Source organism: Streptomyces sp. NPDC026092 (genome assembly GCF_040638605.1).
Lineage (GTDB): Bacteria > Actinomycetota > Actinomycetes > Streptomycetales > Streptomycetaceae > Streptomyces.
Genome location: NZ_JBEZYN010000032.1, coordinates 1 through 20,871, shown reverse-complemented (window position 1 = coordinate 20,871; position 20,871 = coordinate 1). Strand labels below are relative to the sequence as shown.

The 20,871-nt window shown below is 68.7% G+C and carries 20 protein-coding genes and 4 pseudogenes; 12 read left to right on the top strand and 12 right to left on the bottom strand.

Features of this window, described 5'->3' with window-relative positions; all coding sequences use genetic code 11:
- The first annotated feature begins 13 nt into the window (after positions 1-13).
- The 4 genes from AB0F56_RS33835 to istB all read left to right on the top strand — a co-directional run bounded on the left by AB0F56_RS33835 (position 14) and on the right by istB (position 4,085).
- Positions 14-784: a transposase family protein gene (locus tag AB0F56_RS33835; protein WP_362016807.1), complete on the top strand. Its 771-nt coding sequence runs from the start codon at positions 14-16 to the stop codon at positions 782-784.
- Positions 785-1,022: 238 nt separating this feature from the next.
- Entirely contained in the window at positions 1,023-1,565 is a 543-nt protein-coding gene (locus AB0F56_RS33830) for a hypothetical protein (RefSeq protein WP_362016805.1), read from the top strand.
- 133 nt (positions 1,566-1,698) lie between these two features.
- The gene (gene istA, locus AB0F56_RS33825; RefSeq protein WP_362016803.1) at positions 1,699-3,324 is read left to right on the top strand and encodes an IS21 family transposase; all 1,626 of its coding nucleotides are present in this window, start codon (positions 1,699-1,701) and stop codon (positions 3,322-3,324) included.
- Complete coding sequence (istB, locus tag AB0F56_RS33820; protein WP_362016802.1) at positions 3,321-4,085, top strand: IS21-like element helper ATPase IstB; 765 nt, start codon at positions 3,321-3,323, stop codon at positions 4,083-4,085. The genes istA and istB overlap by 4 nt, the downstream gene beginning before the upstream one ends.
- Here the strand turns inward: istB and AB0F56_RS33815 are convergent.
- Positions 4,082-4,606, bottom strand: a complete 525-nt coding sequence (locus tag AB0F56_RS33815; RefSeq protein WP_362016800.1) for a hypothetical protein — start codon at positions 4,604-4,606, stop codon at positions 4,082-4,084. The genes istB and AB0F56_RS33815 overlap by 4 nt on opposite strands.
- Before the next feature lie 70 nt (positions 4,607-4,676).
- Between AB0F56_RS33815 and AB0F56_RS33810 the strand changes: the two genes are divergently transcribed.
- The 3 genes from AB0F56_RS33810 to AB0F56_RS33800 all read left to right on the top strand — a co-directional run bounded on the left by AB0F56_RS33810 (position 4,677) and on the right by AB0F56_RS33800 (position 6,844).
- Complete coding sequence (locus AB0F56_RS33810) at positions 4,677-4,904, top strand: hypothetical protein (protein ID WP_362016798.1); 228 nt, start codon at positions 4,677-4,679, stop codon at positions 4,902-4,904.
- Between the two features lie 733 nt (positions 4,905-5,637).
- A complete protein-coding gene (locus AB0F56_RS33805) occupies positions 5,638-6,045 on the top strand; it encodes a transglycosylase SLT domain-containing protein (protein WP_362016796.1) in 408 nt (135 codons plus the stop codon).
- 277 nt (positions 6,046-6,322) lie between these two features.
- Positions 6,323-6,844, top strand: a complete 522-nt coding sequence (locus AB0F56_RS33800; protein ID WP_362016794.1) for a hypothetical protein — start codon at positions 6,323-6,325, stop codon at positions 6,842-6,844.
- Between the two features lie 227 nt (positions 6,845-7,071).
- On the opposite strand, the gene AB0F56_RS33795 is transcribed toward AB0F56_RS33800, so the two are convergent.
- A complete protein-coding gene (locus AB0F56_RS33795) occupies positions 7,072-8,550 on the bottom strand; it encodes a glutamate--cysteine ligase (RefSeq protein ID WP_362016793.1) in 1,479 nt (492 codons plus the stop codon).
- 446 nt (positions 8,551-8,996) lie between these two features.
- Between AB0F56_RS33795 and AB0F56_RS33790 the strand changes: the two genes are divergently transcribed.
- Positions 8,997-9,554 (top strand): hypothetical protein, encoded by a 558-nt coding sequence (locus AB0F56_RS33790; RefSeq protein WP_362016791.1) that lies wholly within the window; start codon positions 8,997-8,999, stop codon positions 9,552-9,554.
- Between the two features lie 272 nt (positions 9,555-9,826).
- Positions 9,827-10,116 (top strand): annotated as a pseudogene (locus AB0F56_RS33785) (Tn3 family transposase); the annotation flags it as partial.
- Here AB0F56_RS33785 and AB0F56_RS33780 read toward each other — a convergent pair.
- From AB0F56_RS33780 to AB0F56_RS33770, 3 genes and pseudogenes are all read right to left on the bottom strand, one after another.
- Positions 10,106-10,831 (bottom strand): dienelactone hydrolase family protein, encoded by a 726-nt coding sequence (locus tag AB0F56_RS33780; protein WP_362016789.1) that lies wholly within the window; start codon positions 10,829-10,831, stop codon positions 10,106-10,108. The pseudogene AB0F56_RS33785 and the gene AB0F56_RS33780 sit on opposite strands and share 11 nt — an antisense overlap.
- 251 nt (positions 10,832-11,082) lie before the next feature.
- Positions 11,083-11,235, bottom strand: a pseudogene (locus AB0F56_RS33775) (restriction endonuclease); the annotation flags it as partial.
- A 29-nt stretch (positions 11,236-11,264) separates the two neighbouring features.
- The gene (locus AB0F56_RS33770; protein ID WP_362016787.1) at positions 11,265-12,197 is read right to left on the bottom strand and encodes an NADP-dependent oxidoreductase; all 933 of its coding nucleotides are present in this window, start codon (positions 12,195-12,197) and stop codon (positions 11,265-11,267) included.
- A gap of 91 nt (positions 12,198-12,288) precedes the next feature.
- Here AB0F56_RS33770 and AB0F56_RS33765 point away from each other — a divergent pair, with 91 nt between their 5' ends.
- Positions 12,289-13,224 (top strand): AraC family transcriptional regulator, encoded by a 936-nt coding sequence (locus AB0F56_RS33765; protein ID WP_362016785.1) that lies wholly within the window; start codon positions 12,289-12,291, stop codon positions 13,222-13,224.
- A gap of 63 nt (positions 13,225-13,287) precedes the next feature.
- Here AB0F56_RS33765 and AB0F56_RS33760 read toward each other — a convergent pair.
- The 6 genes and pseudogenes from AB0F56_RS33760 to AB0F56_RS33735 all read right to left on the bottom strand — a co-directional run.
- A pseudogene (locus AB0F56_RS33760) lies at positions 13,288-13,415 on the bottom strand (IS481 family transposase); the annotation flags it as partial.
- 475 nt (positions 13,416-13,890) lie between these two features.
- Complete coding sequence (locus AB0F56_RS33755; RefSeq protein ID WP_362016783.1) at positions 13,891-14,346, bottom strand: hypothetical protein; 456 nt, start codon at positions 14,344-14,346, stop codon at positions 13,891-13,893.
- 35 nt (positions 14,347-14,381) lie between these two features.
- Positions 14,382-15,656, bottom strand: coding sequence for a hypothetical protein (locus tag AB0F56_RS33750; RefSeq protein ID WP_362016781.1), 1,275 nt, complete (start codon positions 15,654-15,656; stop codon positions 14,382-14,384).
- Positions 15,657-15,874: 218 nt separating this feature from the next.
- Positions 15,875-16,048, bottom strand: coding sequence for a hypothetical protein (locus AB0F56_RS33745; protein ID WP_362016779.1), 174 nt, complete (start codon positions 16,046-16,048; stop codon positions 15,875-15,877).
- Positions 16,049-16,503: 455 nt separating this feature from the next.
- Complete coding sequence (locus AB0F56_RS33740; RefSeq protein WP_362016777.1) at positions 16,504-16,656, bottom strand: hypothetical protein; 153 nt, start codon at positions 16,654-16,656, stop codon at positions 16,504-16,506.
- Between the two features lie 438 nt (positions 16,657-17,094).
- Positions 17,095-17,544, bottom strand: coding sequence for a Fur family transcriptional regulator (locus AB0F56_RS33735; protein WP_362016775.1), 450 nt, complete (start codon positions 17,542-17,544; stop codon positions 17,095-17,097).
- Positions 17,545-17,848: 304 nt separating this feature from the next.
- Here AB0F56_RS33735 and katG point away from each other — a divergent pair, with 304 nt between their 5' ends.
- Together katG and AB0F56_RS33725 are read left to right on the top strand one after the other, a co-directional pair.
- Positions 17,849-20,044 (top strand): catalase/peroxidase HPI, encoded by a 2,196-nt coding sequence (gene katG, locus AB0F56_RS33730; RefSeq protein ID WP_362016773.1) that lies wholly within the window; start codon positions 17,849-17,851, stop codon positions 20,042-20,044.
- Positions 20,045-20,422: 378 nt separating this feature from the next.
- Positions 20,423-20,578: a hypothetical protein gene (locus tag AB0F56_RS33725; protein WP_362016891.1), complete on the top strand. Its 156-nt coding sequence runs from the start codon at positions 20,423-20,425 to the stop codon at positions 20,576-20,578.
- Between the two features lie 195 nt (positions 20,579-20,773).
- On the opposite strand, the pseudogene AB0F56_RS33720 reads toward AB0F56_RS33725, so the two are convergent.
- Positions 20,774-20,871: pseudogene (locus AB0F56_RS33720) on the bottom strand (HAD-IA family hydrolase); the annotation flags it as partial.

The window sequence follows — 20,871 nt, the reverse complement described above, 5'->3', positions numbered from 1 at the left end:
GCATTTTCCTTGTATGTGTGGGGTGTTGAGGGCTGAGCCGTTGTGGGTGGAGACGTTCACGGGGCTGCGGATGGACCGGTTCGTGAAGCTGGTGAAGGTGGTCCGGGAGCGGGGCGGAAATGGGCCGGGCGGCGGCCGGCCGTGGTGCCTGCCGCTGGAGGACCGGGTGCTGCTGGTGGCTGTCTACTACCGCACCGACCTCACCATGCGGCAGCTCGCGCCGCTGTTCGGCGTCTCGCCCGCGACGGTCTGCCGGGTCATCCAGCGGCTGCGGCCGCTGCTCGCGATCGAGCCGGCCTCTCGGCCCGCTGACGCGGTCGAGCGGCTGTGGATCGTGGACGGCACCCTGATCCCGGTGCGCGACCGCACGGTCGGCGCGTCCTCGCGCAACTACCGCTTCTCGGCGAACGTGCAGGTCATCATCGATGCCGACACGAAGCTCGTGGTCGCCGCGGCACGGCCGGCCCCGGGCAACAGGGCCGATGCCCAGGTCTGGCGGAACTCCGGCCTCGCCCAGCACTGCGAAGGTGTCACCGTGCTGGGCGACGGCGCCTACATCAACACCGGCCTCGTCATCCCGCACCGTAAACGTCCCGGCCGGGACCTGCTGCCAGGCGAGGAAGAGGACAACGCCGAGCACCGACGGGTGAGGGCCCGCGTCGAGCATGCCTTCGCCCGCATGAAGCACTACAAGATCCTCCGCGACTGCAGGCAACGCGGCACCGGCCTCCACCACGCAGTCCAAGCCGTCGCCCACATGCACAACCTCGCACTCGCCGCATGATCAGACCCGCCGCAAACCCACACCGACCTGCTCGAACACAACCTTCTGCAACACGCTTTAGGACTCCAGGGCCATCAACCCACGAATCTCCTCTCAGGATCTGTTCTCGGCGTGCAACGGCATCGGCAGGGCGAGGACGGGTTCGAGTACAGCCTCCAGCTGAGGGGTGCTTGAACGGAGGAGGGCTTTGCGCTGATCGCCCGGATGGGTGCGAGGCCGTGCTTCACAATGTCTCCCTGTGACGAGCACCTGGATGACCACGGCCATTGCGATTGTCGGCACGCTGCTGGGCAGCGCACTGACGGCGTTTGTAACCGATCGGATTGAGCGGCGGAAGAATGAGGCTCTAGAGCGGCAGCAGATACGCCAAGAGGCCGCACAAGATCGCGCTGCGCTTCGTGAAATGCGGGTTGAGCACCAGAAGTGGCGCCGGGACCGCCGCCAAGCTGCTTACAAAAGCTTGATGGATGCAGCTCATGAAGCGCAGGGGGCTATCTGGCAACTGGCACGGCTGACCCTGGAGCCGTATGACCAGCATCGTTATGACACATGGCGTGGTGCAGCCATCGATGCGGTACGGGCAACTCGGCAGGCTGCGACTACGGTTGAGCTCGAAGGACCTGCTGCTGTGGCGCAGGCTGGCGCCGAGTGTGAACGGTCAGCGATTTCCCCTACTTCTGAGGCCTCGTGGTCACGGAATTGGCCAGGGCCGTGGTCACGAGTCCCCAAGGGGAACTTGACCACGATGGAAGCCTGGAATACCCCAGATCAGGTGGTTTGACCTGCGAGTGATCGTTCCATCCGAATCGTTCAGGTTCCCCTTGGGCATCCCCGAGCCGGGTTGAGGGTCCTGACCGTCTCGGAGTCGTCACCGTCCCTCGACCGACAGGCCGAGAGGTCGACGGACACTCTGGATGGCAAGGAGAACGTTCACCGTGGTCGACATCGTCGAGATCTACGTCCACTGGTACGCGGGCCGGTCGAAGAACCAGCTCGCGGCCTCGTTGGGGGTGGACCGCAAGACCATCAGGAAGTATCTGGCGCCGGCGGAGGCGTCCGGGATGGCACCGGGTGGGCCGCCGATGAGCGAGGCGGACTGGGGGAAGCTGATCAAGAGCTGGTTCCCGGAGCTGGCCCGGCGCCGGCTGAACCAGGTCACGTGGGCGGAGATCGAGCCGCACCGCGACCTGGTCAAGGGGTTGCTGGAGACGACCACGGTGACCACGATCCATCAACGCCTCAGAGACGAGGGGAAGTTGGCGGTGTCGTTGTCGACGTTCCGCCGGTGGGTGACCGAGAATCTCCCGGACGAGTCGGCCCGGTCGAAGGTGACGGTGCTGCGGGACGACGTCGAGCCGGGCTCGGAGGCCCAGATCGACTACGGCTTCCTGGGGCAGTGGATCAACCCGTCGACCGGCAAGCGGCACCGGATCTGGGCGTTCGTGATGGTGCTGCCCTGCTCGCGGCACATGTTCGTCCGCCCGGTGGTTCACATGGACCAGAACGCCTGGACTCAGTCCCACGTCGAAGCGTTCCGGTTCTTCGGCGGTGTCCCGCGGCGGTTGGTGCCGGACAACCTGCGCACGGCGGTGGACCGGCCGGACCTTTACGATCCGAAGATCAACAAGTCGTATGCCGAGCTCGCGGCCTACTACGGCGCCCTGGTCGACCCGGCCCGGGCAGCGAAGCCGAAGGACAAGCCGCGGGTCGAGCGGCCGATGCCGTATGTCCGCGACTCGTTCTGGAGCGGGCGGGAGTTCACCTCGGTCGAGCAGATGCAGGCCGAGGCCCTGACGTGGTCGGTCGGCACGGCCGGTCGCAGGCAGTGCCGCCCGCTGGGCGGTGCGAGTCCGCTGTCGGTGTTCGAGGCGGTGGAGGCCAAGGCCCTGCTGCCGTTGCCGGACAAACCGTTCGTGCTGGCCCGCTGGTCCACCGCCGCGGTCGGACCGGACATCCACATCAAGGTCGGCCGCACCCTCTACTCAGTGCCATGGAAGCTGATCGGCCGCAAGGTCGACGTCCGCTCCACCGCCACCATGGTCCAGGTCTTCCACGAGGGCGAGCTGGTCAAGACCCACGCCGCCCTCGACCAGGGCAAGCGCACCGACAAGAACGACTACCCGCCAGAGAAGATCGCCTTCCAGATGAAGACCCCGATCTGGTGCCGCAGCCAGTCCTCCGAGGTCGGCGACGCCTGCCGCGAGGTGATCGACCAGCTGCTGGAGGTCAACGCGCTCTACCGGCTCCGCGCGGCCCAGGGGATCCTCGGGCTGCGGAAGAAGTACGGCGACCAGCGGCTGGAGGCGGCCTGCACCAAGGCCATCGCGGTCGGTGACCCCTCCTACCGCACCATCAAGGGCATCCTGATCGCGGGCACCGAGACCGACCCCGAGCCGGAGACCGGCGACGCCGGGGCCGCGGCCTTCCTCCACGGCCCCGAGGGCCTGTTCGCCGCGAGCATCCCCTCCCAGACCTCCGGCGAGCTTGAGGGCACCCCGGGCCGCGCTGACGCTGACGACGCCGAGGAGGCCGCCCGATGAGCGTGATGGACACCGCCCTGCGCGAGTCGCTGAAGGCGCTTCGGCTGTCCGGGATGCTGGAGACCCTGGACGCGCGGCTGATCCAGGCCCACGGTGGTGAACTCGGCCACCTGGACTTCCTGCAGGTCCTCTGCCAGGACGAGATCACCCGCCGCGAGACCGTCGCCTTCCAACGGCGCCTGCAGAAAGCGAAGTTCGAACAGCAGGTCACCCTGGAGGAGTTCGACTTCGCCGCTTCCCCGAAGCTGCCCGCAGCCCAGATCCGCGACCTGGCCGCCCTGCGCTGGCTCCACGCGGGCGAGTCGGTGATCTTGTTCGGGCCGGTGGGGGTGGGCAAAACGCACGTCGCCCAGGCCCTCGGTCACCTCGCCGTCCGCCAGGGCGCGAACGTCCGCTTCACGAAGACCAGCCGGGTCCTGGCCGAGCTCGCCGGCGGCCACGCGGACCGCACCTGGGACAAGCGCATGCGCGAGCTGATCCGCCCCGACGTCCTCATCCTGGACGACTTCGCCATGCGGCAGCTGAGCGCGGCCCAGGCCGACGACCTCTACGAACTCGTATCCGAGCGGCAGGGCCGCTCGCTGATCATCACCAGCAACCGGGCTCCCAGCGACTGGTATCCCCTCTTCCCCAACCCCGTCGTCGCCGAGTCACTGCTGGACCGGCTGATCAACACCAGCCACCAGGTGATCATGAACGGCCCCAGTTACCGGCCGAACAAGCGGCCCAAGAACCCCATCGACAAGCCGCCGACCACCTAGCGATCCAGCTCGGCGACGTTCCACTCCCGAGGCAGGTCCTCGCCGCAGAAGACGCAGACGAAGTCCTCCTCCCGCACGATGTTGAGCTCCCGGCAGGAGCGGCAGCGGCGGAAGACCACCTCGTGGGTGAAGCCGGACGGGCGATGGACCCCGATCCGGTCCAGGGCCTCGGCCACGGCCGGCCATGAGATGACGTCCGGGCAGTATCCGGTCGACTGGTTGCTGACCTCCTCGACATCCCACCGCCCGGACTCCTCATGGAAGCTCATCTCGCCGGCGCTCAGCACCTCTTCGCCGCCGGCGCACACCACGTGCTCGCTGCGGCGCGGAGCCAGTCGCAACACCCCGCCGGCATCGACGACGAACGTGAACGGCTCGGCCAGCTCATCCGGGGTCAGCTCGGAGGCCCACACGCCGAAGTCGACCGCCGATCGCATGCTCCGGCCCTCGCCACCCGCTCGGACGAGCTTCTTCAGCTCGGCCGGACCCACATACCGATACGTCCGCCCCCGGGTCTCCATGCTCGCCAACCTAGCCCCTCACACAGCGAGGACCTGGGGAATTACCTGACCACAGCCCTTGGGGAATTACGTGACCGTCCACACCGAGTACGCCGAAGCCATCGATCAGCACATCCACCCGCCCATTCAATGCCTGATGGACCTGAGCAGGGGGCCGCTGACTGATGAGCAGAAGGATCGCTATCGCTCCTCAGCTGCGGAAACGGGCCTTCACGTGGATGACATGCAGCGGCGCTTTGTTCCTCTCGCGCGTGCGGCCCTGGACGAGTTGATGGACGAGGCTGACCAGCGGACGTAGGCAGCCTTGCCCCAGCCTCACCGAGAAGCGGACATCAACTCACGAACCTCCCTCTCAGTCTGTACGCGGCGCAGCTTCCCACCGCACGGGGCAGGGCTCAGCTCCTGACTGCGACCGCGACGCACTTCGGCGAAGCAGGCGCGCGCTTCCACGGTCGGCGGCGTGTCTCCCCGCAGCACAGCGCGCAGCCTGTCGATCTCCCCACGCAAGGCACGGCCGGTCCCGGGGGAACGCCCCTGGCCAGGGCTGCCGCAGCCGTGCCGGGGTCCCGCACCCGCCGGGGGTGCGGTTCCGCTTTGGCGGCACACCCCTCCGGTCCTGGTGCCAGTACTGTCGTCCGCCAGGACCGGGCCCCATAAAGAGGCAGCCTCATTTCGACCCCCAAAGGGCGTTGAATGTGATCTGAGTCACAAGTGCGAAGGTCCTCTACGATCCCCGGTAGCAGACGGCCGGGCGAGGCGTTGGTCGCCTTCTGGCTGCCGTGACCTGCCAAAACACCCAGGGATCGGGTTTCGGGACGTTGTTCCGGGGGTGCGACCGGCACTAGTTCAACAGGCTGTTGCAACCCCACGACGGGCCTGGTTGTGTGGGTGATGTCGCCAGGCAGCAGCACCCGCAGCAGCTCCACGGCCAAGCCGAATCCCCCGCAGGTTTCCCGGTCTCACCCGGGGCTGTGGTTCAGGCTTGCCGAAAACGCCCGGCACACCCCCTGCCCCCCACCTGAGGACATCCCGTGTTTCGCTCGCTCTCCACCCGAATCACCACCCGCAAGAAGGCCCTCGCCACCGCTACGGCCGTCCTGCTCGGCGCCTCAGCAGCGGTCCTGGGCACGACGGGCGCGGCGTCGGCGGACAGCGGCAGCCCGCAGCAGGTCGCCCGCCAGATCGTCCCCGCCGGCCAGTACGCCTCCTTCAGCCAGATCGTCTCCCACGAGTCCGGCTGGAACTTCCACGCCACCAACACCGCCAGCGGCGCCTACGGCCTGGTCCAGGCCCTGCCCGGCTCGAAGATGGCCTCGGCCGGCCCGGACTGGAAGACCAACCCGGCCACTCAGATCAAGTGGGGCCTGAACTACATGGACGCCCGCTACGGCTCCCCGAACGCCGCCTGGGCCTTCTGGCAGACCCACGGCTGGTACTGAGACTCCCTGCCGAACAACCACTCACAGGTAAGGCCCCCGCCGCCGGCGGGACCTTGCCTGTGCCCGCGTACACCACAGCCCGGCGTCGCCTCACCTTCGTCGGGCCGACGAACTCGCGCCCGGTGTCGACGATCAGAGAACTCCGCAGGCCATACGCCAGATGGTTCCCCACCAGCTCGATGTCTCCGGCCGCAGACGGGAGGCGCGCCGCGGCAGTGCCTGACCGCCCTGAACATCAGCCTCGACGGGCCGGACCTCGTAGACCTACTCTCGCGCGGTGACGAACAACGTGGCGACCGGCGAGGACTTCCGTGCTCTGTTGCGGTGCCTCAGCCGACGCTTCGAGGCTCTCGGCGTCGATGCGCCGGAGATCGACGACCTCCTGCTCCGCTGGGCCGGTGCCCTTCCTGGCCAGGGGCCGGAGCCCGGCTGGCCAGGCCTGGCCGACCAGTTGCTCCGTGCGCTGGATGCGCCCTCGGCCGGGCTCGCTGAGCCCGCGCCTCTTGGAGACGAGCCGCCGGTCGCGTCTCCTGGAGAGCTACGAGTCCTGCTGCTGGCCCTGGCCGCCGACTTTGCCCGGGACCGCGCATGGACGGCAGACAGGCTGGCCAGGGGAGTGTGGGCCGGTGACGGGGGCGGCTGGGCGAGCGGCTCGGTGGCCCAGTTCCTGGAGCCGTGGGAGGCGTGGCTCGAGGCCAGGCTCAGCAGGTCACCGGCGTTCCCGGGTGTCCCACCGATCGAACCGGTGACCTGGGCGTCCGTGGCTTGGCAGCTCGGTGCGGCCCGCGTCTACGAGTGAAGCCACCCAACCGGCCTGATCAGTGCGGCTGGTCAACCTGATCGGACCGGCCAAGCCTGGGGGGGGGGCACGGTCCGTTGGGGTTCCGGGGTCGCTTGTTCGGCCGGTCCGCTGCACCTCTGAGCCGTGTTCCTCGTCCGCCTCGCGGCTGCCGCACCGCTCTCTTGCCGTCCGGCCGTGGGGTGGTCTGTCAGTCGTCAGCCGGCGTGGTGATGAGGGGGCGTGTGTCAGTCGACGGGCCAGGTGTGTGCGGGGGCGTTGAGGTGCATGTAGGCGATGTATTGCTGTGTCATCCGTCGGAGGGCCTCGTGCCGGTCGACATGGCCGATGTCGTGCATGCGGTGGAACATCTCGGACTGCCACACCGCGCCGTTGCGGCCGGTGACGCATCGTTGTTCGATGATTCCGAGCAGTGGCTCCCGCCAGGCCGCGTCCAGGCCCAGCCGCTCCAGCCCGCGGTCGGCCAGCGGTAGCAGTCGTCGCAGCACGAGCTCGGTCGCGGGGACCTCGCCCATCCCGGGCCAGTACTGGGGTGCGTCGATGCCGTGCCGAGCGGCAGCGTGCAGGTTGTCCTCTGCTGCTGCGAACGACATCCGCGTCCAGACGGGCCGGTCCTCGTCGACGAGGGCGCGGACGAGTCCGTAGTAGAAGGCGCCGTTGGACAGTACGTCGGTCACGGTGGGGCCCGCCGGCAGGACCCGGTTCTCCACGCGCAGGTGCGGCACGCCGTCGACGACGGCGTAAACGGGGCGGTTCCAGCGGTAGACCGTCCCGTTGTGGAGGGTGAGCTCGGCCAGGCCGGGGATCTCGCCGTGGTCGAGTGTCTCCTGTGGGTCTTCGTCGTCGCAGAGCGGCAGGAGGGCGGGGAAGTACCGTGTGTTCTCCTCGAAGAGGTCGAAGACGGAGGTGATCCACCGCTCGCCGAACCACACCCGGGGCCGTACTCCCTGCACCTTGATCTCGTCCGGCCGGGTGTCGGTGGCCTGCTCGAACAGGGGGATACGCGTCTCGCGCCACAGCTCCTTGGCGAACAGGAACGGCGAGTTCGCCGCCAGGGCCACCTGCACCCCCGCGATGGCCTGCGCGGCGTTCCAGTAGTCGGCGAATTCGTCCGGTGAGACCTGCAGATGGAACTGGGTACTGGTGCAGGCCGCCTCCGGCGCGATGGTGTCGGTGTAGGTCCGTAGGCGTTCCACGCCGTCGACCGAGATCAGCAGGTCCTCTCCTCGCGCGGAGAAGATCTGCTCGTTGAGCAGGCGGTATCGCGGATTCTCGGACAGCGACGCGAGCCCGGTGTCCTTGAGCTGAAGCGTCGGCAGGATCCCGATCATGACCAGATGCGCGCCGATCGCCGCAGCCTTCTCCTCGGCGTGGTTGAGCGCGTTGCGGATCTCCTGCTCCCAGGAGTCGGGACCGCCTTCGGTCAGCCGCCGGGGGTCGATGTTGATCTCCAGGTTGAACTGTCCCAGCTCGGTCGACCAAGTGGGATCGGCGATCGCCTCCAAGACTTCGGTGCTGCGCATAGCAGGCTCGGCGGAGGCGTCCACGACGTTCAGTTCGATCTCCAGCCCGACCTGCGGCCGCTCGAAGTCGAACCTCGACTCGCGCAGCATCCGCGCGAACACGTCGAGGCAGGTGTGCATCTTGTTCCGGAACCGACGACGGTCGTCACGCGTGAACATCAGTTCCGGGACATCGCGTCCCATCCGGCCCTCCCGATCTCCTCGGCACGGCCCCTCACTCATAGCGTCCCACTTGGGCCACACCCCAACCACCGAGACCGCCGGGACCACCGAGACCGCCGGGAGCGGACCCCGCTCCTCTCCTGGCGATGAAGCACGGCAAGCCCGACAGCCTCCGGGCTGCGCCCCACACCGGCAGCGCCCTGGAGGAGGCGGCGTCGGGTGGGCAGCAGCCTTCAAGACGTGCGACTCCTCGACATGCCGGGGGACCGGCGCCCCGGCCGGCGGATCGGTCGGCAGGCGCACGGCATCGACCACTGTGGTCATGCCCGCGTAGTTCTTGCCCACGAGGACTGTGACCTCCTGTGGCAGAGGTTTTCGCACCTCCTCGCACGACCGGACCTCTCCCTTGCGAACTTGCTCCGAGCCACCGGCAGGGCACTGTCAGTCCTCGTTCTTACGATCACCCCATGTCTGATGTCTTCACCGTCCTGTGGACCCACGACACATGCCGTTCCCTGCGCAAGGAAGGCCGCGTGGGCGAACGGCCGCCGGTCGCCTACTCCGGCGTCCACCAGTCCTTGCCCACCTGGTCGGGAGCCCGTGCCGGTGACGAGGTGTATGCGCTGCACGTCAACCGGTGCGAGGTGTCCCGCATGCGGGTGGTCGACATGGAACGCGGCGACTGCTGCGGCGCCGCTCAGGCGACGTGGCAGGATCCGCCGTTCCCTGGGCACGACGATTGGTGGATGCTCGGCGCCGGCGGCTGCGGCGCCAGTGCGGTGCACGTGGACGCGACACCCGTACGCTTCGACACTCCGATACCCGGCGACCTGTTGCCGGCCCTCACCTGGCGCAATGCCCGAGGCAAGACCCGCAACCTGAAGTACGTGGTGGACGGCCGCTTGGAGCGCTCCGTGAGCCTCCAGGGCTTCTACCGGCTCACCTCCGAGTCCGCCGACGCGCTGGCCGGGCTCGTCGGCGGCGTCCACGGGGACCGGGAAGCCGCGCGTCCGGGTGCTCACTGATCGAGGGACCTGTCCCCACGCGCTGTACGCCTGTCCACCCAGGTCCTCGACAGCGCCGGTGCTGGTGCACCTTCAGCCGTTCCGGCGGGCGGTGCCCCAATCTCCGGTTCGAGCATGGGGCGCGGCCGTGGGGCCAGCCGGGTGCGGGCCAAGTCCTCCGCCGTGAAAGGGATCCGTAAGGTCATCGCAGAGAGGCTGCTGGAGGAGCGTTCACGTCCCGTGCCCTTCGAGAGGTGGCTTCGCCGCACCTCCCGCATCTTCAGCCCAGCTTCGGCGCGCTCGGCCTGGTCCTCAACGCCATCGTGCTGTGGATCACGAAGTACATCGACGCCGCCATCGCCCAGCTTCACGCCGAAGGCCACGCGGTCCGAGACGAGGACATGGGCTTCTTGGCGCCGCTCAAGCCCCGCAACCTGAACATGCTCGGCCGCTACAGCTTCACCGCCTCCCCCCGGCCGTCGGTGTCCTGTGCCCGCCGCGCGACCCGGACGCCCCAGAACTGGACGAAGACGACGACGCCGGGCAGGAGCGAGTGTCAGGAGACGATCCGATCAAGCAGTGACGGGCAGGCACTCGGCGAGCAGGGCGACGATGTCACTCCAGGCTCGCTGTGCGTGCCGTGGGTGGTAGCCGACGCCGGGAGGCGTGGTGTGGTCGACCGTTGGGTGGTGGAAGGCGTGAAGGGCTCCGCCGTAGACCACGAGGCGCCAGTCGACGCCCGCGGCCTGCATCTCTGCGGTGAACGCCTCCCGTTGTACGGGCGGCATGATGGGGTCTTCCGACCCGACCCCGGCCCATACCGGGCAGCGAATGCGTGCCGCCTCGCCCGGTCGGCCCGTGGTCAGTGCGTTGACTGTCCCAATCGCGCGCAGGTCGACGCCATCGCGACCGAGTTCCAGTGCGACTGCGCCCCCGGTGCCGTAGCCGACGGCGGCGGTCCGGTCGGGGTCCGCCCGTGGTTCGGCACGCAACACGTCGAGCGCGGCGTGACCGATTCCTCGCATTCGGTCGGGATCGGCGAGCAGCGGCATGCAGCGGGCCAACATTTCCTCCGGGTCTTCCAAGTAGCGTCCGCCGTGGAGGTCGAAGGCCAGCGCCACGTACCCCAGTTCGGCCAGAGCCTCGGCCCGTCGGCGCTCGACATCGCTGAGCCCCATCCCCTCGGGTCCGATCAGGACTGCGGGCCGGCGCTCGACACCGGCTGGGAGCGCGAGGTATCCGACCATCGTCAGCTTGTCGGCCGGGTATTCGACCGTACGGGTTGTCACCGTCGTCATACGACTTGACGGTAACGACCGTTGGACCCGCTCGGGTTGGTGTTCACCGATGGCAGACAGCAGCCAGTCCCGACTGCATCACCCGGACGCGTCGTCCGCCTGTCGTCAAGCGATCGAATGACGACAGGGGCAGCATGCGTCCAATGAACCCAGTGATACCGGGGTCTGACGACGGCTCCGATCCAGTTCGAGCATCGTCTACTCCAAGGGCTGAGCCAGCCGCCACCAGCAGGTCATCCCCGAACCGAAGCCGGACCGGCGGTTCCTTTCACCTGGTACATCACGTGCGAGCCGACTTTCCCGCCGACCTTGGGGTGCTCGGCCTGCACCACGACCCGCCCACGTCTCGGACTGTCGCCGATGACGTCTGCAGCCCGGTCGCCCTGACGCCCGACCTGTCGGGCAGTTCGGCTAAGGTCCGGCCGCCATGGGCTCAGGGAATGATGACGACCTTGCCTCGGATTTGACCGGTTTCGCTGAGGTGATGGACCTCGGTGAGGTCGGCCAGTGGACGTGACTGGCTGATGTCGATGCTGAGCGTGGCCGCGTCGACGAGTTCCACGAGCGCCGCAAGATGTACGACATCGTTGCGGGCGACCATGTGCATCGTGCTCACCCCGGTGTCGGCAGCCGGCTCGATCGGGGTTGCGATCGAAATGATCCTCCCGCCCGGCCGCACCAGAGGCGCCAGAGCTGCGGCGGCCTGCGGGCTCAGCGGGACCAAGTTGAGCAGAGTGTCCACCGGACCGTCGAGCGCGGCGCTCACCGGCCCGGCGGTGTAGTCGATCATTTGGTCCGCCCCCTGCCGCAGGACAACCTCGGTGCTCCGAGGACTGGCCGTTGCGATCACCTCCGCACCCGCGTACTTGGCAAGCTGCGTCACGAAGCCTCCGACGCCGCCACCCGCACCGATTACCAGCACTCGCTGACCAGCGGCTACCTTCCCGTACTCGAACACCGCCTGCCAGGCCGTCAGACCGGCCACGGGAAGGGCCGCAGCGTTCGCGAGAGGGATGGACGCCGGCGCCGCGACCAGCAAGGCGGCGGGCGCTCGGACGTACTCGGCTGCCGCGCCCCCGCTGTCGAGCCGCCCAATGACCCGGTCGCCGACGGCGAAGCCCTCCACACCAGCGCCGGTCTCGGCCACGGTGCCGGCGACGTCCCAGCCGAGCGTGTAGGGCAGGTCCACGGGCAAGAACGCCTGCAGCATTCCGGCGCGCAGAGCTGCCTCGGTGGGATTGAACGAGGTCGCGGCGACATGGACAAGTACTTCACCGAAGGCGGGTTGCGGACGGGGAACGGAGTCGTAGCGGATCACGGAGGTAGCGCCGTACTCGTGGATACGCGCGGTCTTCATCAACGTCATGCCGCGAATCTACGGACCGCAAATGGAGACGATCCATGCGTCAGGCTGCCTAGTTGATGTGCGTTCGTCTCGTACACGTACTCTCGGGCGCATGGATGTGCTCAGCGACGTGGTCGCGGTGACGCGGACCGGCCGGCCCCGGTCGGTGCAGGTGCGGTGGCATGCCCCGTGGGGACAGGAGTTCACCTCCGTTCCCGGGTCGGCGGGCTTCCAGGCAATCCTTCAGGGTTCCTGCTGGCTGCTGCCCTCGAACGGACAGCCCGTACGACTGGGCGCGGGTGACGTGGTTTTCCTTCCCCACGGCAACGGGCACACCCTGGCCGACAGCCCCGAATCCCTGGTGACGGCGCCTGTCTGCGGCCCAGACGACCACGAGATGTACGACGCCTACGCCTCGGACAACGTCGACCGGAGCGGAGACGGCGGTCCGGTCACCGTAGTCCTCTGCGGGGCCTACGAGCTCAACCCGTCCCGCGCTCACCCACTGCTGCTGACCCTCCCGGATCTGATCCACGTGCCAGCACTCTCGGACCGCCACCCCGAGTTGCGCTCAGCCGTGGCACTCCTGGCCGCCGAGCTGGACAACCCGCGCCTGGGCACGGACGCAGTCGTCCCCGCGCTCCTGGACACGCTCCTGCTGTACATCCTGCGCATCTGGTTCAAAGAACAGTCCGCCCGAGAAGACACCACCGGATGGGCTGCCGCCCTGAACGACCCGCCGATCACCGCCGCCCTCCACTCCATCCACCGAGACCCGGCAGCACCCTGGACCGTGGCGAAACTCGCCGCGGAAGCCGGGCTCTCACGAGCACCCTTCGCCAGACGCTTCGCCATGCTCATCGGCCAACCGCCCCTCGGCTACCTGACCTGGTGGCGGATGACCACGGCAGCGCGCCTGCTACGGGCATCGGACGCGCCATTGAGATCCATCGCAGCCCAAGTGGGCTATACATCCGAGTTCGCCTTCGCCCACGCATTCAAACGCACGCACGGAACCCCACCCGGCGCCTACCGGCGGAACAGCTGAAGCCGGAGCGGCAGACCTGGGCACGTTCGGTGGTACGCGGCTGAGCACATTCAGGCCCGGGTGGATCTTGCTGTAGGCGAGGCGGGAGTGGTCGTCGACGGTTGAGTGGACGTAGTCGAGCCCATGCCCTTGCGGGTGGCCCGGCCGGCCTGGCGGCCCAGGACCTTGTGGCCGCCGCCGTCGGGGATCCTGCGCTGACGCGCCGATCATGCACAGCACCACCGACAACGCCACTACCCGATGAACACCAGACCCCGCGTGACCAGGACTCTCACAACAGGCCCTACTACAGCGCCGGCGCCTGGTCCGCGACTACGAGCACCGCCCGTCCTCCTCCGCTTCCCGCGCCCGGATGCGGGAGGCCGAGATCCACCTCGAACACCTTGCAATCACACGGAAGACCGTCACCGCACTCGCGGACGGCTCCCGGTCGCCCCGCCGGACCTGCCCGAGCGCCCGGGCTACCCCCGCAATCCTCCTCGTCTCCAACGAGGCCACCGGACCGCTACGGGCCCGCGACGTCTGCGAGGCTCTCGACCGCGAACTGCCGCCGAAGAACATCGAAGGCACCCGCACCAAGCTGAAACGCCTGGTCAAGTTCGACATCCTCACCGAGGCCAACACCGGCAGCTTCACTGAGGCCTGGGGCCCGCGCGGGTCGACGGGTCAGCGCCAGATCGTCTGCACTGAGTCGAACTGGACCCAGGTGATCGGGTTGCCGGTGTTGGCGCCGAAGACGCTGACCGAGCCGGCGCTGTTGATCTCGAGGCGGCAGGCGTTGATGCCCTGGCTGTTGTTGCGCGGCACGGCGGCGCGCACGTAGCCGGTCGGCGCGGTGAAGCCGTCGGCCAGGCGGCCGATCTTGGCGTCGCCGGTGAGGTTGCAGGTGACCAGGCCGCGGGCCTGGAGGAAGGTGGTGCCGGCGATGGTGACGAGCCGGACCTCGGGGACGGCGCTCGCGTTCGGGGTGATGCCGGGCTCCAGGACGAGCGGGGTCCAGGCGCCGGCGTCGACCGTGCCGGGGGCGGCGGCCGCCGGGGTGGCGGCGGCGAGGCCGCCGATGGTGAGGGCGGTGGGCAGGACGAGGGCTGCGCCGAGGACGCTGCGGCGGTTTTGCGACATGGGTGTGGGCTCCTTGATACCGAGAAGTGTGGGGGTCAGCGCCAGACGGCGCTGAAGTTGTCGAGCTGAGCCCAGGCGATGGGATTCGTGGCGCGTCCGCCGTAGAGGCGCACCGCGCGGTCGGTGCCGACCTCGACGCGGGCGACGGCGGGGCCGCCGAGCGCGTTGTCGCGCGGCACGCTGGCGCGGGCGACGACGCTCGGGGTGAGGGAGTCGGGCAGGGTGCCGAGGACGGTGTCGGCGCTGAAGGGGCCCTTGACCCCGCCGGAGAGCTGGAGGGTGGTGGTGCCGGCGAGGCTGATCAGGCGTCCCCGAGGGGCGTTCTGATCAGCGGTCACCTCAGCGGCGAGGGTGATCGGCTGCCAGTCCGTGAGGACCTTCACGCCGTCGGTCTCGGGGGCCGCCGACAGGGACATGATCGTGCAGGTGCGCGGGCCGGGGTCCTCGCAGGCGAAGCCGAAGTGCAGGTGCGGGACGCCGTCGCGGACAGAGACGGCCATGCCCTCCGCCTCGCGCCACTCCAGGCCGGGTCCGGCCGTGATGTGCCGGTTGTCGAGCAGGGCGCCAGTGGCCCACTCGAAGGCGGCGATGTGCGTGTTGCCGGGCAGCGGGGCGGCGTCGAGGCTCTGGCCCTTCAGCGTGTACAGCACGCCGTCGTGGGACGCGTATCCCTGGAAGTCGACGCCGTCCTTGGGGACGTCCGGGGTGAACCGCTGGCGGGCCTCCCAGACCCCGGCCGCCGCCTGGGCCAGGTCGTACCGCTCGAAGGTCATCACGCCGCGGAGGCTGAAGCGGACCACGAGCTCGTTGGCGCTGCGGTCGATGGTGGGGGTGATGCCGCGGCAGGCCGGGTCGGGCCGGTACGGCGGCGTGTGCGCCGAGGAGCCGTGGTCGATGGTCGTTCCGGTGCTGAACGGGAAGCTGGTCACAGCCGTGCCGTAGCCCTCGTTGTTGCTGTTGGGCGAGGACGCGGTCTCGGTCCAGAGCCAGATCGCCCCGTCACGGTTCTCCACTCCCAGGCTGACGCCGTGTCCGAACCCGCGCAGGTACATGTACCCGGTGATCGCACCGGCCGGGCTGAGCCGCGTCAGGCACAGATCGCCGTTCGTCTTGCGGGTCGGGTAGTCGACGGCGGCCGGCTCGTCGGGCAGCTTGATGTCGCCGTGCATGATCTGCAGCACGAAGATGTCGCCGGACACCGGATCGATGCCGAAGCCCTGCATGACCGTGCTGTTCTGCAGCGGACGCCGGTGGAGCAGTTTGCCCACCGGGCCCGCGATGTCTATCTGTCCTGCGATGGTGACGCTCAACGGCGCGGCTCCTCGGGCGAATGGGTTCCCTCGTGATCGAACCGTGTCAGTCTGCCACCCCTTTCCTCGGTTTCCTCCGTCATGAGGATGCGCGCCATCGGACGCCCGTCGAGTGCGGGTGCGTTGGCAGGTTCTGCCCGGACTCGGGTGGTGAGGAAGCCTGGCCGACGGGCTCTGGCTCACCCTGCGGGCGGCTCGGATCGGCGACCGGAACCCCTCTACTGTGCCACGCCGTCGGGTGCGGATCCGGTCCAGTACTGGGCGAGCGCCGCCTCACGGTACGGCGCCGGGCTGACGGTGAGGTCCCCGGCGAAGGGGCGGTGGAGGACGACCACGGGCAGCAGGCTGAAGCCGCTGTGGGCGGCGACCGAGGACGGGAGCCGGCTGACCACGTATTCCGCCCCCGCGATTCACCAGCTCGGGGGCGACGTCGTCGCGGCCGCCGTCGTCCTCGACGGCCCGCACGCGCCCCTTCCCGCGCTGGTGTGGGACGAGCGGTACGGATGGCGTACGTCGCCCTCCCGTCGGCAGGGCGTACGTCGCCCTCCCGTCGGCATCCGCTCGAAGGGTCTGAACGGCGACGAGGGCGACGCCAAGGGCGTCGACGACGGAGATCGCGGTGTCGGTGTCGCCCAGGCCGAAGACAGCCTTCCAGTCCTGGGCCGTGGGTCCCAGGTGGCGCACGTGCTGGGGCTCGGTGTCGTCGCGCCAGGTGTAGACGGGCAGTGCGGGACTTTGGCCGGCACGTCGTAGCCGTTGACTGGCGTTTTGACGGGCTGTGTCTCTGGCTGTGGCGCGGGGGCGGAGGTGTGCGGTGGGGGACGCCGCCCGCCCCATCGCGACAGTTTCACCGGTCCCAGACGTCCGGGGCGATGTCGGTCTTGCGGTTCCGGTCGCTCGCGAAGTCCTGAGGGTCGCGCGCGAGGTCGGCGGCTTCGTACTCCTCGTAGTCCGATTTCGTAGGGAGCCACCGTGTTGCCGTCGGCGTCGACGCATTCATAGAAGGTGTAATTGTTCCTGGTGACCTCTGTGCGAGTGGTGGCGACGGGACACACTTGAAATACCTTGGCGCGTCCATGCTCTGATAACGCCGATTCCATCCCGAACATGACGATCGCCCCCCGATGCCGCACGAAGATCGCTGAACCGGATTGCGCCAGGCCGCACGTCTCGGCCAGACCGAACGCGAATGCGTTGTGGCTGGCGGGCGCGTGCTGGACGATCACGCCATGGCCATGGGGGAGACGATTGCGGCAGCGGTCAGCGGAGCCAGTGGCGCGGGAATCGCCGCCCTCGCCGCGCTGCTTGTCCAACGCGCGAAGCGCCGAGACGACGTCGATGCAGCAGCGACCGCTGCCAAGAACGTGCAGCGGGAACTGCAACTCGGAAGTGACGCGAAGGTCAGGTGTTGCCGGGCTTGGCTACAGCCCCTACTGCCCTACAGCCCCGTGCCACGAATGCACGCCGGCGGCTGGCCTTCCGTACAGGAGGGGCACAGCCCGCGGTAGACGATTTCGACGTCGGACACCGCGAAGTCGAAACGCTCCTGCGCGGGCAGGCCGGCCAGCGGGTCCCCGACCGGGTGGACGTCGCGGATGAGGCCGCAGCCGGAGCACACGAGGTGCTGGTGGGGGCGGTGCGCGTTCGGGTCGTAGCGCTTGGCCCGCCCGTGAGCAGAGAGTTCCGCGACCTCGCCGAGGGCGACCAGCTCGCCCAGGGTGTTGTAGACGCTGGCCCGGGAGATCTCGGGCAGGCGCCGGGCCGCCCGGGCGTGGACCTCGTCGGCGGTGAGGTGCACGTGCTCGCCGTCGAAGACCTCCGCGACGACACGCCGTTGGGATGTCATGCGCCAACCGCGCCCCCGCAGCCGCTGCAGCAGGTCACTCATCTCGGTTCACCAGTTCGGGTTCGGCGGGACAAGGAATTCGGCGGGACCGGTCAAAGGGTCGAAAGGGAACTACAGACTACCCGGCGGTGATATATACCGGGCTTTCCCGACCCGCGGGAGCGATATCCATGATCGTACGATCTTTCCCGTTCTCGTCATTTCCCGCCCGCCCCGGGTGGGAAATGACGAGAACGGTGAAGCCCTGCGTGTTCTCGCTGCCGGGCGGTCTGCGGTGCGCGACCATACGGACGCCGTCAAGAGCGAGCAGACAGATGGAAGCACCGAGACAGGAAGAAGGACGGACGTGTCCGGCAGCGAAAGCGAGAACCCCGCAATCCCCGCCCCCACCCCCGCGCGCACTCGTCCCAGGACGAACCGGGACTGGTGGCCGAACCAGTTGGACCTTCAGGTTCTCCACCAGAACCCGCCCCAGGCCAATCCGATGGACGAGGGCTTCGACTACGCGGAGGAGTTCGCGACCCTGGACGTCGACGCACTGAAGCGCGACGTCTTCGAAGTGATGACGACGTCGCAGGACTGGTGGCCCGCCGACTACGGCCACTACGGGCCGCTCTTCATCCGGATGAGCTGGCACGCGGCGGGAACGTACCGTATTGCCGACGGCCGCGGCGGCGGCGGTTCCGGCGCGCAGCGCTTCGCCCCCCTCAACAGCTGGCCGGACAACGCGAGTCTGGACAAGGCGCGGCGGCTGCTCTGGCCGGTGAAGCAGAAGTACGGGCGGAAGATCTCCTGGGCCGACCTTCTGGTTTTCGCCGGCAACTGCGCCATGGAGTCGATGGGGTTCAAGACGTTCGGATTCGGCTTCGGCCGGGAGGACATCTGGGAGCCGGAGGAGGTCTTCTGGGGGCCCGAGGACACCTGGCTCGGAGACGAGCGCTACAGCGGTGACCGGGAACTCACCGGTCCTTTCGGTGCGGTGCAGATGGGTCTGATCTACGTCAACCCCGAAGGTCCCAACGGGAATCCGGATCCCCTCGCCGCCGCCCGGGACATTCGCGAGACGTTCGGGCGCATGGCGATGAACGACGAGGAGACGGTCGCGCTCATCGTCGGCGGTCACACCTTCGGCAAGTGCCACGGCGCGGTCGACCCCGAGTACGTCGGCCCGGAACCGGAGGCCGGCGCGCTGGAGCAGCAGGGCCTCGGGTGGCACAACTCGTTCGGCAGCGGCAAGGGCGTCGACACGATCACCAGCGGGCTCGAGGGCGCGTGGACGAGTGAGCCGACGAAGTGGGACAACGGGTACCTGGACAACCTGTTCGCCTACGACTGGGAGTTGACGACGAGCCCGGCCGGGGCGCAGCAGTGGACCCCCAAGGACCCCGCGGCGCAGGGCACGGTGCCGGACGCGCACGATCCCGCCAAGCGGCACGCCCCGATGATGCTGACGACGGACCTCGCGTTGAAGCTGGATCCCGTCTACGCCCCGATCTCGAAGAGCTTCCACGAGAACCCGGACAAACTCGCCGATGCGTTTGCGAGGGCCTGGTACAAGCTGCTGCACCGGGACATGGGCCCGGTCTCGCGCTACCTCGGCCCGTGGATCCCCGAACCGCAGCTGTGGCAGGACCCGGTGCCCTCGGTCGACCACGAGCTGGTGACGTCCGGGGACGTCGCCGCCCTCAAGGGCCGGATCCTCGCCTCCGGGCTCACGGTTTCCCAACTGGCCTCCACGGCCTGGGCGTCGGCGGCCAGCTTCCGCGGCACCGACAAGCGGGGCGGTGCGAACGGCGCCCGGATCCGGCTTGCGCCGCAGAAGGACTGGGAGGTCAACGCCCTGCCCGAGGTGGCCGAGACCGTGCGGACCCTCGAAGGGATCCAGCAGGAATTCAACGGTTCCCAGAGCGGCGGGACCAAGATCTCGCTCGCCGACCTGATCGTGCTGGGCGGCTGCGCGGCGGTCGAGCAGGCCGTGAAGAACGCCGGGCACGACATCACGGTCCCGTTCGCGCCGGGACGCACGGACGCCACGCAGGAACAGACGGATGTGGAGTCGTTCGCCGTGCTGGAGCCGCGGGCCGACGGGTTCCGCAACTACCTGTCGGCGGGTGAGAAGCTGTCCCCGGAGACGCTGCTGCTGGACCGTGCGAGCATGCTGAACCTGACGGCGCCCGAGATGACGGTGCTGGTCGGCGGTATGCGGGCCCTCAGCACCGGCTTCAAGCGGTCCGCGCACGGTGTGTTCACCGACCGGCCGGAGACGCTGACCAACGACTTCTTCGTCAACCTGCTCGACATGGGTACGCAGTGGAAGGCGTCGGCCACGGACGAGAACGTCTTCGAGGGGCGCGACGCCGGCGCTGAGGGCGGCGAACCGAAGTGGACCGCCACCGCCGTGGACCTGGTGTTCGGTGCGAACTCCCAGCTGCGGGCCATCTCGGAGGTCTACGCGGCCGAGGATGCACAGGAGAAGTTCGTCCGTGACTTCGTGGCGGCCTGGGACAAGGTCATGAACCTCGACCGATTCGACCTCGCCTGACGCGAAGCCCCCGCCGACTACGACCAGTCGTCCACCGGCCGTCGACCGGACTGCGACTCGAAGAGTGCGGACCGTGGTCCATGGCGGGGCGCCCCAGCCGTAGCCCGAGGCGGGCGTCCCGGTCGGCTGCTTGCGGCGGCCGACCGGAACGCCGGGGCAAGGCACCCGAACCACGAGCCGGCACCGGGTCACATCCGATCCTCGCCGACCCACGCCGAGCCTTGGCCCTGCCCACCCCGGTCGCCTTCATCAGGACTCCTCCCTGAAGTTGATCTTCCTGACAGAACGCAACATGTCCGTGAACGCGTGCTCGACACGCGGCGGGGAAGGGGCGCGGAGAGTGGGCTCTCCCCTCAAAGGACCGGAGGCGAAGGATCCATGACGCTCACAGAAGGCCGGCGCGTCGCGCTGACGGAGGACCTGCGACTGACCGGACACGCCACCCGGGCCATGCCGACGACAGCCCAGGGCTGCTCGGCGAGCGCCAGGGGAGGGGTGGGTGGCCTGGGAGCCGAGAAGGTCTTCCGACCGTGAGTTCAACAGCAAATCCGCGGCCACCAAGGCCGCCGGCCTACGCCGGGCCCACATGGAAATCCGCCGCGAACCAGGTCGAGGCGCGCAACGGTCTTCGCGTCCGGGCTGTCGACGTATCGCTCCCCGGCCCGCCACTCTGACGACCCCAGATGCGCCCCGGAGCCCCGCCGAGCGCGTGCACCCGACACGGTCAGGAACGCCGGCCCGCAGCCCGGACTCGACTCCGGACGGCGCGTCCTCAATGACCAGGCAATCCTCCGGCTTGGCGCCAAGCTGCTCGGCGGCCAGCAGGT

Excerpts from the sequence above, each read along its gene's own strand:
- AB0F56_RS33835 (WP_362016807.1), top strand. The coding sequence starts at position 14 with ATGTGTGGGGTGTTGAGGGCTGAGCCGTTGTGGGTGGAGACGTTCACG.
- istA (WP_362016803.1), top strand. The coding sequence starts at position 1,699 with ATGGCAAGGAGAACGTTCACCGTGGTCGACATCGTCGAGATCTACGTC.
- istB (WP_362016802.1), top strand. The coding sequence starts at position 3,321 with ATGAGCGTGATGGACACCGCCCTGCGCGAGTCGCTGAAGGCGCTTCGG.
- AB0F56_RS33815 (WP_362016800.1), bottom strand. The coding sequence starts at position 4,606 with ATGGAGACCCGGGGGCGGACGTATCGGTATGTGGGTCCGGCCGAGCTG.
- AB0F56_RS33795 (WP_362016793.1), bottom strand. The coding sequence starts at position 8,550 with ATGGGACGCGATGTCCCGGAACTGATGTTCACGCGTGACGACCGTCGT.
- AB0F56_RS33790 (WP_362016791.1), top strand. The coding sequence starts at position 8,997 with ATGTCTGATGTCTTCACCGTCCTGTGGACCCACGACACATGCCGTTCC.
- AB0F56_RS33780 (WP_362016789.1), bottom strand. The coding sequence starts at position 10,831 with ATGACGACGGTGACAACCCGTACGGTCGAATACCCGGCCGACAAGCTG.
- AB0F56_RS33770 (WP_362016787.1), bottom strand. The coding sequence starts at position 12,197 with ATGACGTTGATGAAGACCGCGCGTATCCACGAGTACGGCGCTACCTCC.
- AB0F56_RS33765 (WP_362016785.1), top strand. The coding sequence starts at position 12,289 with ATGGATGTGCTCAGCGACGTGGTCGCGGTGACGCGGACCGGCCGGCCC.
- AB0F56_RS33755 (WP_362016783.1), bottom strand. The coding sequence starts at position 14,346 with ATGTCGCAAAACCGCCGCAGCGTCCTCGGCGCAGCCCTCGTCCTGCCC.
- AB0F56_RS33740 (WP_362016777.1), bottom strand. The coding sequence starts at position 16,656 with ATGAATGCGTCGACGCCGACGGCAACACGGTGGCTCCCTACGAAATCG.
- AB0F56_RS33735 (WP_362016775.1), bottom strand. The coding sequence starts at position 17,544 with ATGAGTGACCTGCTGCAGCGGCTGCGGGGGCGCGGTTGGCGCATGACA.
- AB0F56_RS33725 (WP_362016891.1), top strand. The coding sequence starts at position 20,423 with ATGACGCTCACAGAAGGCCGGCGCGTCGCGCTGACGGAGGACCTGCGA.